This window comes from Zobellia russellii, assembly GCF_044597075.1.
GTDB lineage: Bacteria > Bacteroidota > Bacteroidia > Flavobacteriales > Flavobacteriaceae > Zobellia > Zobellia russellii.
Genome location: NZ_CP139000.1, coordinates 4,057,869 through 4,073,348 on the forward strand (window position 1 = coordinate 4,057,869; position 15,480 = coordinate 4,073,348).

Genomic DNA, 15,480 nt, shown 5'->3' on the forward strand with positions numbered 1-15,480 from the left:
ACGCAAAGAAATTTTTTATGAAATCTGAAAAATAAAAAAACAACGGTTTTTAGGACTAAAAAATCAAGAGGTGGCCTTCTTGTTTTTGGTGAGCAACCGCTTAATTTCATTCAATTTCATAAGGGCTTCAACGGGTGTTAAGGTGTTGATATCTAGATAGGTGATTTCTTCCTTTATTTGTTCCAGTAGGGGGTCGTCCAAATTAAAGAAACTCAATTGCATTTCGTCTTGAGCACTTTGTAATTTGTCCGTTAGCTCTTCACTGGAGTGCGATTTCTCCAATTTTTTGAGAATTTTGTTCGCTTTGTGAATGACTTGGGAGGGCATTCCCGCCATTTTTGCCACGTGAATACCAAAACTATGCTCGCTTCCACCTTCGGTTAATTTACGCAAGAAAAGTACGTTGTCCTTCAACTCTTTCACGGATACGTTAAAGTTTTTGATGCGTTCAAAAGTGTTGCACATTTCATTAAGCTCATGGTAATGTGTGGCAAAAAGTGTTTTTGCTCTTGCAGGATGTTCATGCAGGTACTCGCTAATGGCCCACGCAATGGAAATACCGTCATAAGTACTGGTTCCACGGCCTATCTCATCTAAAAGAACCAAGCTGCGTTCTGATAGGTTGTTTAGAATAGAGGCTGTTTCGTTCATCTCTACCATAAAGGTGGATTCACCCATGGAAATATTATCACTCGCACCAACTCGCGTAAAAATCTTATCTACATAACCAATTTCGGCAGCTTCCGCAGGTACAAAGGAGCCCATTTGTGCAAGAAGTACGATTAGCGCCGTTTGTCTTAAAATGGCTGACTTACCACTCATGTTAGGTCCGGTAATCATGATGATTTGCTGTTCGTCCCGATTTAGGATTACATCATTGGCAATGTACGCCTCGCCTAGGGGCAATTGTTTTTCTATGACCGGGTGCCTACCATTTTTAATATTGATTTCGGTAGAGTCGTTAATGACCGGCTTGGCATAGTTGTTCTCTTTGGCCAGTTGTGCAAATCCGCAAAGACAATCCAATTGCGCAATTTGCTGTGCATTGTTCTGTACAGGTGCAATATATTCCTGTGCCCAAACTACCAATTGGGAAAACAGCTGTTGTTCCAAGTTGAGAATACGTTCTTCCGCACCCAGGATTTTTGCTTCGTATTCTTTAAGCTCTTCCGTAATGTAGCGTTCGGCATTTACCAAGGTCTGTTTGCGTATCCACTCTTCCGGTACCTTGTCTTTATGTGTATTTCGGACCTCAATGTAATAACCAAAAACGTTATTGGAGGCTATTTTAAGGGAAGTAATTCCGGTGCGCTCGGTTTCCCTGGCCAACATTTTGTCCAAATAATCCTTGCCCGAAAAAGCTAGTCCGCGCAATTCGTCCAGCTCGTCCGAGTATCCATCTGCAATGGTTTTACCTTTTGGAATATGAACAGGAGCTTCCTCATTGATCATTTCTTTGATCTTGCTACGAAGCATATCGCAAGCATGTAGCTGGTCTGATATGAGCTGAAGCGACTCGTCCTCACTCTGTGCCGTAAGTTGTTTTATGGGGATAATGGCCTCAAGTGAATTCTTGAGCTGTACGATTTCTTTTGGATTTACCTTTCCCGTAGCTACTTTGGAAATAAGGCGTTCCAAATCGCCCATTTGCTTAATGCGTTGCTGTATTTTCAGTAAAGTATCATCGTTGCCGTGCAAATGGGAAACCACTTGATGCCTTCGGCTTATTTTCTCTGTATTTTTTAAAGGTAAGGCCAACCACCGCTTCAACATTCGCCCTCCCATAGGGGACAAGGTTTTGTCTATAATACTTAAAAGGGTTACCGCATTTTGATTATAGGAATGGTAAAGTTCCAGATTTTTGATCGTAAAGCGGTCCATCCAAATATGCTCTTCTTCCGCAATACGTTTTAAACTGTTTATGTGTTGTAATTGGCGGTGCTGGGTCTCGGATAGATAATGCAATACCACCCCGGAAGCAATAATACCGTGTGCCAGATGGTCTACGCCAAACCCTTTAAGGGTGCTGGTCTTAAAATGATTGGTTAGGGTTTCTTGCGCATAATCGTTTTGAAAGACCCAATCTTCCATATAGAAGGTGTGAAACTGCTTCCCAAAAACATCTAGAAATTCTTTTTTGTGCTTTTTGGAAACCAAAACCTCGTTTGGGGCAAAGTTCTGTAGGAGTTTGTCTATCTGTTCTTCGGTACCCTCGGAAGTTAAAAATTCGCCTGTAGAAATATCAACAAAGGATACACCTAATAATTTTCTGCCAAAATGAACGGCACAAAGAAAGTTGTTGGTCTTTGCGCTTAAAATATCGTCGTTCATGGCAACGCCGGGAGTAACCAATTCCGTAACGCCCCGTTTTACGATGGTCTTGGTCATTTTGGGGTCTTCCAACTGATCACAAATGGCCACCCGTTCACCGGCTTTTACCAGTTTAGGTAAATAGGTGTTCAGGGAGTGGTGCGGAAAACCGGCCAACTCGGTGCGGTCACCACCATTGTTACGGTGAGTGAGTATAATGCCCAGAATTTTGGATGCTATTACGGCATCCTCACCAAATGTTTCGTAGAAATCGCCTACACGGAACAATAACAGGGCATCAGGATATTTGGTCTTGATGGTGTTGTATTGCTTCATTAAAGGCGTTACCTTTTTTGTTTTTTGCGATTTTCCCAAAGCGATAAGAATAGTTTAATTTTACGGCGAAAGTCAGTAAAACGAAAGTACTATTTTTTAAAGGGATGATAAACCATTGTTGATATTTCAGGATAAGTTTATCTTCAGCGTTTTACCTTATATGTAACCATAAAAATAACCCGTTTGGGGAAATCTTAGCATGCGCAAACTTAAGAATGAAGAATTGAACCGATTGGATGTAGAAGCTTTTAAAAAGGCCGAAAAATCGCCTATTGTTATTGTTTTGGATAACATACGAAGCTTGAATAACATAGGTTCTGTCTTTAGGACCGCGGATGCATTTCTAATAGAAAAAATATACCTCTGTGGCATTACAGCGCAGCCTCCGCACAAAGACATAAGAAAAACGGCTTTGGGCGCTACCGAGAGTGTAGTCTGGGAATATCGTGAAAACACGGTTGACTTGGTAAATTTCTTGACATCTGACGGTTATACGGTTTTGGCTATTGAGCAGGCTGAAAATGCGGTAATGCTTAATGAGCTTATTGTAGATGCGGATAAAAAGTATGCGCTAGTATTCGGTAACGAGGTAAAAGGGGTTTCGCAAGAAGTGGTGAACGCCAGCCATGCGGTAGTGGAAATTCCGCAATACGGCACCAAGCATTCATTGAATATTTCGGTGAGTGCAGGTGTGGTTGTTTGGGACCTCTGGTCTAAATGGAATGCCTTAAAATCTTAGTTGGGCAACCGAACGGCAAATTTGGTGATCTTATCAATAATGGTATTGTAGTCGTCTTTATTTTCTACAAAATCCATATCTCCCAATTCAATGATCAAGTTGTTCTGTTCCGGATATCCTTTTATGAACTCAAAATATCCCTTGTTAATCTTTTTAAGATAGTCAGGGGCTATTTTTTGTTCGTAATCTCTGCCTCTTTGCTTAATGTTATCCAGCAAACGTTCCGTAGTTTGGTAGAGGTAGACGTATACTTTAGGTTTTTTTACCTCTTTGTACATCAAATGAAAAAGCTTTCGATACAGTTCAAATTCTTCCGTCTGCAACGTAATTCGGGCAAAAATAAGGGACTTGTAAATATCGTAATCGCTCACCATGAACTTTTTGAAAAGGTCATATTGCGAGGTGTCATCTGTAAACTGTTGGTATCTATCCGCAAGGAATGACATCTCCAAAGGAAAGGCATAACGGCTTTGGTCCTCATAAAATTTGGGTAGGAAGGCGTTATCCGCAAAACGCTCCAATACCAGTTTTCCGTTAAAATCTTCCGATATTTTGTTGGCCAAGGTAGTTTTACCTGCTCCAATGTTACCTTCAATAGCAATGAAGTTTAAATGGGCAAATAGGTCGGCTCTGTTGCGATGCAGCTTGAAGGCTGTACGTTCTAATTTACCTTTGTCCCTACATTCTTGAATAAGGTTTCGCGTGTCCTTGTTCACTATCGGATGATAAAATTGCGGTGCAATATCGGATAAAGGTTTAAGCACGAATTTCCTGTACGTCAGTTCTGGATGGGGAATAACCAAGTTTTCAGAAATTAGAACCTCCCTTTCGTAATACAGAATGTCAATATCAATAGGTCTGGGTTGGTAGCCTTCTTCCGTAAATCGTCTTCTTCCTAATTGCGTTTCTATTTTTAAAAGGGTACGCAACAGCTCTTGTGGAGCCATGGTGGTTTTTAACGACAGACAAATATTCATGAAGTCGCTAGATTCAAAACCCCAAGAGCTTGTCTGATACACATGAGATATCTTCTGGACTTCTCCGGCGGTGCTGTTTATAGCGAATACTGCGTCTTGCAGGTTATTTAAAGTGTCACCAAGATTACTTCCTAGTGATAGGTAAACTGTTTTGGGGTTGCTCATAATATATAGCAAAGTAACAAAAAGTAGAGGTGAGTTCATTATCTTTGGGTAAAAATACTAACCCAATTTTCATGAAATTTTTAAGAAATCTTCTGGCGGCCATAATTGGCTGCTTGATTGCTTTTGGAGTTATTTTCATAATGACCATTATTTTTATTGGCATTGCAGGTAGTTCCGAAGAAACCGTCTCCATAAAAAAGAACTCCATTTTGGAGCTACAATTAAAGTTGCCTATTAGTGATTATGTGGGTAACAATGATATGGATCCCTTTACTGGGGCATTTATGGAACAATCCCAAGGGTTGGATGAAATTCTGCATGCTATTACCGTAGCAAAAGATGATGATGATATTAAGGGTATAAGCATCAACAATAACTTTATGATGGCCGGTCTGGCGCAAACACAGGCGGTAAGAAAGGCATTGGAAGATTTTAAGGCTTCGGGTAAATTTATTTATACTTATGGCGATTTTTACATGCAAAAAGATTACTACTTGGCCAGTGTGGCGGATTCTATTTTTTTGAATCCGGTAGGTGGATTGGATTTTCGTGGATTGTCTACCGAAGTTCTATTTTTTAAGGATTTACAGGAGAAGACCGGTGTAAAGATGGAGGTTATTCGCCATGGAAAATATAAGAGTGCCGTAGAGCCTTTTATCTCTAATGAAATGAGTGAGGCCAATAGAACCCAGATTGAAGAATTAATGGGTTCGCTTTGGAATTCAATGATTGAGGACATCTCTAAAGGAAGAGGTATTTCGCATATCGATCTTAACATTATTGCAGATACTTTAGGAGGAAGAACCCCGGAATATGCTAAAGCAAGCGGCCTCTTAGATGATGTTATTTTCTTTGATCAATATGAAGAAAAACTAAGAAATGCCATTAATCTAAAAAAAGAAGACGATTTAAATATTGTAGCCTTAGAGGACTATGTAATTCGTTCCAACAAGAAAGTGCTTAAAAAAGGTAAGGATAAGATTGCCGTTGTTTTTGCGCAAGGCGAAATACTTTATGGCGAAGGTGGCCCTGATGTAATTGGTCAAGGTATTATAAACGAAGCCATTATTAAAGCGAAGGAAGATGAAGATGTAAAAGCAATAGTTCTTAGGGTGAATTCTCCCGGTGGAAGTGCGCTGACTTCAGATATCATTTGGCGAGAAATAGAATTGGCCAAAGAGGTGAAGCCTGTTATAGTCTCTATGGGTAACGTTGCCGCATCCGGTGGGTATTATATTGCGGTTGGTGCGAACAAGATTTTTGCTGAACCTACAACGGTTACCGGGTCTATAGGAGTTTTTGGAACCGTGCCCAATATGACCGAGTTGGCCGCGGATATAGGTATAAATGCAGAACAGGTGGGGACAAACAAAAATTCTCTGGAATATTCGTTTTTTGAGCCTATGACCAGTGAGTTTAGAGGATACGTTCAGGAAAGTATTGAACATACATATGACACCTTCTTGCAAAGGGTTTCTCAGGGGAGGAATATTAGTATGGCAGAAGCGGATAGCTTGGCACAGGGTAGAGTATGGAGTGGGGTAGATGCAAAGCGTATAGGCCTCATAGATGAACTGGGTAATTTAGAGGATGCTATTGCCGAAGCCGCCCGTATGGCCGAATTGAGTGATTATGGAATAAAAAAGTTTCCGAAATATAAAACCGGTCTGGAACGTATCTTAGAAGATTTAGGAGGTGCCAGCGCAAAGGTGAAACAAGAGTTTATAGAAGAGGAAATAGGTATGGAAGCATATTCTATACTAAAGCAAGTAAAGTCCGCTATGAATCAAGAAGGCGTTCAGGCGCGCATGCCTTTTGTGTTGGACATAAAATAACAAAAATCAGTTGTTTAAAATAGAAAGAGCCAGCGTGTAGCTGGCTCTTTTGGTATATAATTGATTTTGATGTTCTATTTTACAAGGTTGATTTCTACTCTTCTGTTTTGGGCACGACCATCTTTGTACATGTTAGAGGCAATAGGTTTGCTTTCGCCATAACCAACAGCGGTTAATCGGGAGCTGTCTATACCTTTTTCTACCAAGAAATCTTTTACGGACGTAGCTCTGGACTCTGATAATCTTTGGTTGGTAGCTTCGCTTCCTACACTATCCGTGTGTCCTTCTACGGTAAATTTGGCATCCGGGTATTCTTTAAGAATAGTAATGATGTCTACCATAACACTTGTAGACTCCGCTTTAATACTCGCTTTTCCAGAATTAAAAAGAATAGTTTTGGCGTAATCGTTCAATTGCTTCTGTACTTCTTCGGTAACTTCAGGTGCTTCTGGGCAACCGTTGTTGGCAACCGTTCCCGCTTCATTAGGGCAGTCATCATTTTTATCCAGTACACCGTCGCCATCAGTGTCAGGCCATGGGCATCCTTCATTTTCGGCAGCACCCGCTTCATTTGGGCACTTATCATCTTCGTCCATAACATCATCACCGTCCGAATCTACCAAGGGGCAACCATCGTTTAAAACTTCACCTGCTTCTTCAGGGCACTTATCGTCTTTGTCAACTACGGTATCACCATCAGTATCAGGCCATGGGCAACCATTGTTTTCCGCTGGTCCAAATTCATCGGGGCAATCGTCTTTTCTGTTTACTATTCCATCACCATCTCGATCTTTAGGTTTTCCTTGGTATACCGGTATTTTTAACCCTGCATATACATCTGCAGCTTTGGAATTGTCACTTAACAATAAGGTCATAACAGACCCGGAACCAATATACAAAGGTCCTGCTCTAAAACCGGCACCCCATTGCGCTCCGGAACCTTGGGTAAGGCTTACGGGCATATAAAAACTGAACCATTTACTTTCAAAACGTGGAGTTAAGGACACCATAGTAGGTATTCTATTCGAGTTTACCTTGCTGTTGGAACGTAATGAGAAATCCGTGTTTAAATTCAGGTAAAACCTTTGGTTCAAGCTATAGTCCACATTAAAATGAAGAGCTGTAGGTAAAGCGAATTTTTCAGAAGACCCTGTTCCTGTCTGGGTGTATAAATTATCTAGGATATCCTCTAGATTGTCTTCGTTTTCAAAATCGTCTTCATTTACCGTTCCCGTAATATCATAATTGTTCTGTGTACCATTTTTATAGTTAATGGAACCTATATCACTAATGGCAAGGGCAAATTTCAGTTTATATTTATTCTGATGTTTAAAAGTGTTAGAACCGTCTTTTGAAGAATAGGAAGCGTAATCCGGTCTCCATTCGTATACGGCTCCTAAGTCTACGCCAAAACCTGTGGCGCCATCAACGATTTCAACATCAAAATCTTCAAAGTTGTCATCAATATTATCACTATGTCCATAGTTTACTTCACCAACGGACTCAATACTTCCTGTAGTTCGTCCTCCGGGAAGGGGAATGCCATCGGCATCATAATCTATGGTAATGTTTTTACCGCTGGCGTAGGCATTGCCCATACCTTGTAGGTATTTTAATGAGATACCTCCTTTTAAGAAATGCTGGTCTTTGTTCATGAGGACCTGCGCATAGGTAACCCCAACTTCTGCCCATGCATTTGCAGTTAGGTACACATCGTCTTCATCGATCAAAAGATCATCGTTCTCATCAAAATCGTTGGAGATGCTTTCAAAGGTATTTCCGTTTATTTTATTTACGTTGTAACCTACTCTTCCCCGGGTAAAAATGGCCAAGGAGCTTTTTGGGGTAAGGTTGAACATAAAGGAGGGGCCTAGCACATCTGCATTTCCAAAAAAGTTGTTGCTGTCCTTTGGATATTTTGTGCCGTCCGTATCAAAGTCAAAATCGGATGTAACTACATCTCCCAATTTCAATCCGTAGTAATCATTACTGAAGAAAGTACTTGCGCCTACAATGTTTATATCTGTTTTAAATCTGGAATCGGTAATGTTTGCAGGGTTGGCAATTAAGCTGTGTACACCGCTGTAGTTGTCTGTCAGGAAACCGACATACGATTGTGCTTTGGCACTTAATCCGCCTAAAACAAGTAATGATGTAAGTATCGTTTTTTTCATGCTTGGTATTTTTTAAGCTATTTTTGGTTTTTAGGTAGTGATGCAATAACGAACGACCATCGGCGAAATTGTACCGTTCACCGATGTTTTTAATAAGAAATTACATATGAATGTGAGAGATAGCCGTTTGGCATATCAGATATACCTGTATTTGGGAGCCCTTTTTATTACCTCATTGGTGGTTTCCAATCTTATTTTTCAGAAGTTTTTCTATTGGAACCCGTTTGGTGATTTTACTATTTTTGGCGTATCCTTGTTTGAGGTATCCGTTGGAATCCTACCTTACCCCATTACTTTTTTGATCACGGACTTGATTTCTGAAATTTACGGAAGAAAAAAGGCTAACCAGATAGTTACGGCCGGCATTTTTGCAAGTTTGTTCTCTATGGGGATAATTCTTGTGGCAGAGGTGGCCCCTGCCATACCATCTTCTCCGGTAGATGATAGTACGTTTACCAATGTTTTTGCACTTTCTCCCATAGCGGTTTTGGCATCCATGATCGCTTATCTTTTTGCACAATACATAGATATTGCTATTTACCACTTTTGGAAAAAGCTTACTAAAGGCAAGTATCTTTGGGTGCGTAATAATTTTTCTACTTTTCTTTCTCAGTTTGTAGATACCTTCACCGTGGTAGGGCTGCTTTGTGTTTTTGGAATTCTGCCATGGCACCTATTTTTTGGCTTAGTGGTAAGTGGATTCATTTTTAAGATTTTTATAGCATTTCTAGATACTCCTTTTTTGTATTTGCTCGTATATATCATGAGAAAACGGTTCAAATTGGCCGTGGGCGAAGAAATAGCCTTAGAGGTATAATATTCAATGCTTTTTTGAGTTGTATCCGATAGGGTTAAGAATCTTGATTTAAGAGCTAAAAAGACCGCTCCACTTTTGTTAGGTTGAGGTTTGTTTAATGGCGATTTTAAGGTTTGGATGAACGCATGCCTATTTTGTTCCGTTAAATTTTATTTGAATCAGTATTTGAATTAGAAATATGAAAAAGAAAATAATCAGGATTATAGGAGTAATAGTACTACTTATAGTGGGTGTGTTGATTGCGGCTCCTTTCTTTCTAGAATCCAAAATTGGAGATATTATTAAGAATAACGTAAACAATAATGTGAACGCTACACTTGATTTTTCGGAAGCCGATTTAAGCCTTTTTAGTAGTTTTCCCAATGCAGAAGTAAGTCTGGAAGATGTAGTTCTGTTGAATAAAGCACCATTTGAAGGCGATACGCTTTTTGCTTCTAAAAAAGTAGCGCTTTCCATGGGTATTGGAGAGTTGTTTAAAGGGCAGGATGAGCCTATAGGGGTTAAAAGTCTAACCGTAGATGGTGCCCTCGTTAATGTTACTATTGATAAGGAAGAAAATGCCAGTTTTGACATAGCTATACCTTCTGATGAGCCCAATGCACCTGCCGAAACAGAAAGCACGGATGGTTTTAACCTTGACCTGCAATCGTATGCCATTACGGACACCAAAATTGTATATGATGACCGATCTACCGGAATGCGTTTGGAGATTTCGGAGATGCAACACAATGGTAAAGGCGACCTTTCTTTGGAGAAATCAGAGTTGGATACGTTTACGGAAGCTTTGGTTTCTTTTGAAATGGACAGTACCAATTACTTGAACAAGAATAAAATTCAGTTAGATGCCCTTATTGGTGTTGACTTAAAGGAAAGTAAATACACTTTCTTGAAAAATGAGGCCCTAATCAATCAGTTGGCTTTAGTATTTGATGGTTTTATTAAAGTGAATGAGGATAACCAAGAAATCGATATTTCGTTCAAGACCCCATCTTCCGACTTTAAAAACTTTTTGGCGGTTATTCCACAGGAGTATTCAAAAAATATAGAGAACGTTAAAACTACCGGAAACTTTATGTTAGAAGGTAAGTTTAACGGTATTGTAGATGAGGAGCATATTCCTAAGTTCAATATTAAGATCAATTCAGAAAATGCATCTTTTAAATATCCCGATTTACCAAAATCCGTTAGAAACGTCTTTATAGATACGGAGATTAACAATACCACTGGTATTGCAGAGGATACGTATGTAGATATAGATAAGTTGTCTTTTATGATTGATGAGGACAAGTTTAATATGACCGCTAATATTAAGGAGTTAATGGGTAATACCAAGGTAAAGGCCCATATAGATGGTAAAATGAATTTGGCCAATCTTAAGAAGGCATATCCTGTTCCTGCCGATTTAGATTTAAAAGGCCTTCTAGTGGCAGATGTTAGTACGGCATTTGATATGGCTTCCATAGAGAAGGAGCAATATGAGAAGACCACCACAAACGGAAAAATTAGTATTAGCGATTTTGAATACAAGTCCGCTGAAATACCAAACCCCGTAAAACTTAAGACCACAAGTTTAACCTTTAACCCTTCTACGGTTACCCTTAATGAATTGAGCGGTACTACCGGAAAAACCGATTTTAGTGCCAAAGGAACCATTAAGAACCTGTTGGGCTTTATGTTCAATGACGAAAAGGTAGAGGGAGATTTTGACCTTTCTTCAAACACTTTTGCATTAAGCGATTTTATGGTTGAGGAGACGGAACCCGAAGCATCCGGAAACAAAACTGAAGAAAGCAAAACAGCAGGTACTACCGAGGAGAAAATTAAGATTCCATCTTTCTTGGATGCTAATATAAATGCATCGGCAAATACGGTTCTGTATGACAATCTTACGTTAAAAGATGTAAAAGGTAATTTGAAGATTAAGGATGAAAAGGCTACGCTTTCTAATATGACCTCTTCTATTTTTAATGGTAAAATGGCCTTTAATGGCGAGGTTTCAACAAAAGAGGAGACCCCAAGATTTGCCATGAATTTAGATATGAAGCAGTTGGGGATAAGTGAAACTTTTAAGTCTCTTGAGCTTTTTAAGGCAGTTGCGCCAATTGCTCAGATTTTAAAGGGAACGCTAGATTCGGATATTAAACTGTCCGGTAGTCTAACAGATGATTTGGTGCCGGACCTGTTGACTTTGACCGGTGATATCTTTGCGGATATCATGACAAAGGAAATTGATTCGGAAAGTGCTCCGTTGCTTACCGCCCTAGATAGTAAGTTAAATTTTATTGACCTAAAGCAGCTAAATCTAGACGACCTGAAAACTAAACTTACTTTTGAAAATGGTCTGGTAAACGTGAAGCCTTTTACCGTGAAATATAAGGATATAGCCATCAATATTGGGGGTAGCCACACTTTTGATAAAAAAATGGATTACAAGGCTACTATGGAGGTGCCTGCTAAATATTTAGGTAGTGATATAGGTAAGTTGATCGCTCAGATAGGTGAGGATGACCTTAAAGATTTGAAGATTCCCGTGGTTGCCAATATTGGGGGTAATTATGAAAACCCAAGTGTAAGTACGGATTTGACCTCTGGAGTAAAGACCTTAACCAATCAATTGGTAGAGATTCAGAAACAAAAATTGGTCAATAAAGGTAAGGATAAGGCAAAAGATTTAATCGGTAATGTTTTAGGTGGAAATTCATCTAAAACCGATTCTACCAAAACATCTACTAAAGATGATGTAAAAGAAGTTTTAGGTGGTCTTTTAGGAGGTAGCAAAAAAGATACGACCACGGTTAAAACGGACACTGCGGCACCAAAGAAGAAGGAAGAAGATGTGGTTAAAGAGAAAGCCAAAAATATTTTAGGAGGTCTGTTGGGCAAGAAAAAGGAGAAGTAGAGCCAGTTCAGGCATTTTGCTTATGTTTTTTATCGTACCAAATGTAGCCTAAAAATATAGCCAGGCTAATTAGAGAACCCCACAGTAGACCGGTTTTCATGCTATTGGTGCTTTTACCAAGAATGGCAATAAAAAGAGTAAGTGGGGCAATTCCGATAAGGGTTGCCCCTATAAATTTCCAGTAGCCCATTCGTAGAATGCTGCCAACAAAGCTTATGGCGTCATTGGATAAAAATGGATTTAAGCGGGTTACTATTACTGCCCAAAACCCATAATCCTCTAAAAAAGCGGTTACCTTTTCCTCTGTTTTCTTGCCTATGATACGTTCTACTTGGTCTTTGCCTAAAAGTTTGCCAATGGCGTAGCCCACGGAGGAAGCCAAGAACACTGCTCCAAAAATGATAATACTGCCCCAAATTGGTCCGTAGGCAAGAACCGAGGCTACCATAAGTACTATAGATGGTACTACTATCATGAACATTTGTGCTACCATTGCTGCAATTAAAACAATGGGGCCCCAAGCTCCAAACTGTGACACCCAGTTTTCAACCTCTTTTCTATTGCCGCTAGTTAAAACTTGCCAAGCTTCGTTAAAAAAAGATTCAAGAGAGGGTACCGTAAAATAACCGGCAACAAGAATACTTACCAAGGTGAGGGATAAGTATACGGGCCATTTGCTTTTGCTTTTTGAATCTTCTAGCGTCATAAAGGTCTATTTTCTTCTGGCTACAAGATACCTGTGCTGGAGGAGGAGGAATAGTCCTAAACGTACAATTTTTGGTTCAAAAGTATTAGCTAGAGGTTTATGGTGTTTATGTGATTAGCTAATTTGAAGCGATACATAGTAGCCTTCGTTGCTACGAACGTTAAAAACGGTATTGTCGTCAAAAATAAAATATTGGCCTTTAATCCCTTTTAAAATCCCTTTGTAATTGGGGGTTTTGGTCAAATTGAGGCTTTTTACTTTTTCCGGGTATTTAAGGACGGGAAACTCAAGGTTGGTTTCGGCATTATCGGCAATATAGTACTCTTGGGCTTCATCCGGAATGTATTGTTTTAGCTTATTTCGCCATTCAACCAGATTTTCGTCCTCAACGTTATTGGTCAGCATTTTTCGCCAGTTGGTTTTGTCGCCTACGTGGTCTTTTAGGGCAACTTCGGTTATTCCGGCTAAATATCTATTGGGAACTTCTACGATTTCAATAGCTTCATGCGCCCCTTGGTCTATCCATCGTGTAGGTACTTGGGCTTTACGTGTAACCCCTACTTTAATATTGCTTGAATTGGCCAAATAAACAATATGAGGTTGTAATTGTGCTTTTTTCTCATATTCAAGATCACGGTCTTCTTTGTCCAAGTGGGCAGTGCTCAATTCGGGTCGCATAATCCAATCACCTGCAGAAGGGGTTTCGTAAAAGCAGGTCTTACAGAAACCTTGACGAAAAATGGGACGGTCCCTACCACAATTTAAACATTGGAATTTTATAAAATTGATTTCAAGCGCTTTGTCCAAGATTTGATTTACATTTAAAAAATCATTTTCAAAAACCATGTAGTATTGAATGGGGTTTCCTATTTCGGTCTGCATTTTTCTTAGAACGCCTTCGTACTGCATAAAAAAGTATGATTTAAAATGTATTTGAAAATGATAAGTATTAAAGCTAAATTTAGCGAATTCAAAGATACCCAAAAATGCCGATTACCTTATTCAATTCTATTGCTTCTTGGTTGCTGAAAAAGCGATATCACCAGATAGAACTTTTTTTGAAATACCCGGAAGAGGTTCAGGAAGAAGTGCTTCATCAACTTATTGAAATTGCCGAAGACACAGAAATTGGTAGAAAGTATGACTTTGAGTCCATCAATAGCTATGAAACTTTTAGGGAGCGGGTTCCTATTTCTTCTTATGAAGAGATTGAACCCATTATAGAACGTACACGCCGTGGTGAACAGAATATATTTTGGCCAACATCTATTAAATGGTTCGCCAAGAGTAGTGGTACCACTAATGCCAAGAGCAAGTTTATTCCTGTAAGCGAAGAAGCGCTTGAAGATTGTCATTATAAATCGGGCAAAGATCTACTTTGTCTGTATTTGAACAATAATGAAAACTCTCAGTTATTTACGGGAAAGAGTCTCAGGTTAGGGGGGAGTAAGGAGTTGTACGAGGACAACGGTTCCTATTTTGGGGATTTGTCCGCAATACTTATTGATAATATGCCGTTGTGGGCAGAATTCAGCAGTACGCCAAGTAGTAAGGTGTCTTTAATGAGCGAGTGGGAGAGCAAGTTAAAGGCCATTATAAAAGAAAGTACCCAAGAAAATGTAACCAGTTTGGCAGGAGTGCCTTCTTGGATGTTGGTGCTTCTTAATAAGGTGCTACAAGAAACGGGTAAGGACAATTTGTTCCAGGTGTGGGAAAACCTTGAGGTCTATTTTCATGGTGGAGTAAGCTTTAACCCTTATGAGGAACAGTATAAGAAGCTGCTGCCGCGAAAAAGCTTTAAGTACTATGAAATTTATAACGCCTCCGAAGGTTTTTTTGCCATTCAGGACCGTAATAATGCAGATGATTTATTGCTAATGCTGGATTATGGAATATTTTATGAGTTTATTCCAATGAGTGAGTATGGCACGGAAGGGCAAATGGCCATTCCGTTGTGGGAGGTGAAAAAGAATACCAATTATGCGATTATAATTACCACGAATTCCGGGTTATGGCGCTATAAGATTGGCGACACTATTAAATTTACATCTACCAGTCCCTATAGAATCAAAGTTACCGGCCGCACAAAACACCATATCAATGTCTTTGGAGAGGAGTTGATTATTGAAAATGCCGAAGAAGCGCTTAAAAATATTTGCCTTAAGACCGGTGCTGAAATTAAGGATTATACCGCTGGCCCAATTTTTATGGTAGAGAAAGAAAAAGGGGCGCATGAGTGGGTTATTGAGTTCAGGAACCCGCCAGATGATATAAACGTATTTACGGAATATCTGGACAATGCTTTAAAGGCTTTAAACTCAGATTATGAGGCCAAACGCTATAACAATATTACGTTGAATATGCCTACCATTCATATTGCCCGAGAAAATCTTTTTTATGATTGGTTAAAGCTAAAAGGGAAGTTGGGCGGACAGCATAAGATACCTAGATTATCCAATAAAAGGGACTATATCGAAGAATTGCTTCAAATGAACAATTAAAAGTGGTATTTGCCCGTTTAA

General features: G+C 39.5%; 10 protein-coding genes. 5 read left to right on the top strand and 5 right to left on the bottom strand.

Features of this window, described 5'->3' with window-relative positions; genetic code table 11:
* Window positions 1–63: 63 nt before the first annotated feature.
* Window positions 64–2,646 carry a DNA mismatch repair protein MutS gene (gene mutS, locus SJY45_RS16555; RefSeq protein WP_400072167.1) on the bottom strand — a complete coding sequence of 861 codons (2,583 nt, stop codon included), beginning with the start codon at window positions 2,644–2,646 and terminating at the stop codon, window positions 64–66.
* A gap of 199 nt (window positions 2,647–2,845) precedes the next feature.
* Here mutS and SJY45_RS16560 point away from each other — a divergent pair, with 199 nt between their 5' ends.
* A complete protein-coding gene (locus tag SJY45_RS16560; protein ID WP_400072169.1) occupies window positions 2,846–3,385 on the top strand; it encodes an RNA methyltransferase in 540 nt (179 codons plus the stop codon).
* Here SJY45_RS16560 and folK read toward each other — a convergent pair.
* Window positions 3,382–4,527 carry a 2-amino-4-hydroxy-6-hydroxymethyldihydropteridine diphosphokinase gene (folK, locus tag SJY45_RS16565; RefSeq protein WP_215913989.1) on the bottom strand — a complete coding sequence of 382 codons (1,146 nt, stop codon included), beginning with the start codon at window positions 4,525–4,527 and terminating at the stop codon, window positions 3,382–3,384. The genes SJY45_RS16560 and folK overlap by 4 nt on opposite strands.
* A 71-nt stretch (window positions 4,528–4,598) precedes the next feature.
* Here folK and sppA point away from each other — a divergent pair, with 71 nt between their 5' ends.
* Complete coding sequence (sppA, locus tag SJY45_RS16570) at window positions 4,599–6,362, top strand: signal peptide peptidase SppA (protein ID WP_400072171.1); 1,764 nt, start codon at window positions 4,599–4,601, stop codon at window positions 6,360–6,362.
* 74 nt (window positions 6,363–6,436) lie between these two features.
* Here the strand turns inward: sppA and SJY45_RS16575 are convergent, their stop codons facing one another.
* Entirely contained in the window at window positions 6,437–8,536 is a 2,100-nt protein-coding gene (locus tag SJY45_RS16575) for a DUF5723 family protein (protein ID WP_400072173.1), read from the bottom strand.
* Between the two features lie 106 nt (window positions 8,537–8,642).
* Between SJY45_RS16575 and SJY45_RS16580 the strand changes: the two genes are divergently transcribed.
* Entirely contained in the window at window positions 8,643–9,353 is a 711-nt protein-coding gene (locus SJY45_RS16580) for a queuosine precursor transporter (RefSeq protein WP_215438463.1), read from the top strand.
* Window positions 9,354–9,531: 178 nt separating this feature from the next.
* The gene (locus tag SJY45_RS16585; protein WP_400072175.1) at window positions 9,532–12,252 is read left to right on the top strand and encodes an AsmA-like C-terminal region-containing protein; all 2,721 of its coding nucleotides are present in this window, start codon (window positions 9,532–9,534) and stop codon (window positions 12,250–12,252) included.
* A 7-nt stretch (window positions 12,253–12,259) separates the two neighbouring features.
* Here SJY45_RS16585 and SJY45_RS16590 read toward each other — a convergent pair whose 3' ends face one another.
* Together SJY45_RS16590 and SJY45_RS16595 are read right to left on the bottom strand one after the other, a co-directional pair.
* Entirely contained in the window at window positions 12,260–12,958 is a 699-nt protein-coding gene (locus SJY45_RS16590) for a TVP38/TMEM64 family protein (protein ID WP_400072177.1), read from the bottom strand.
* 114 nt (window positions 12,959–13,072) lie between these two features.
* A complete protein-coding gene (locus SJY45_RS16595; RefSeq protein WP_400072179.1) occupies window positions 13,073–13,867 on the bottom strand; it encodes a DUF2797 domain-containing protein in 795 nt (264 codons plus the stop codon).
* Between the two features lie 77 nt (window positions 13,868–13,944).
* Here SJY45_RS16595 and SJY45_RS16600 point away from each other — a divergent pair, with 77 nt between their 5' ends.
* Window positions 13,945–15,459, top strand: coding sequence for a GH3 auxin-responsive promoter family protein (locus tag SJY45_RS16600; protein ID WP_400072181.1), 1,515 nt, complete (start codon window positions 13,945–13,947; stop codon window positions 15,457–15,459).
* Window positions 15,460–15,480 lie beyond the last annotated feature (21 nt).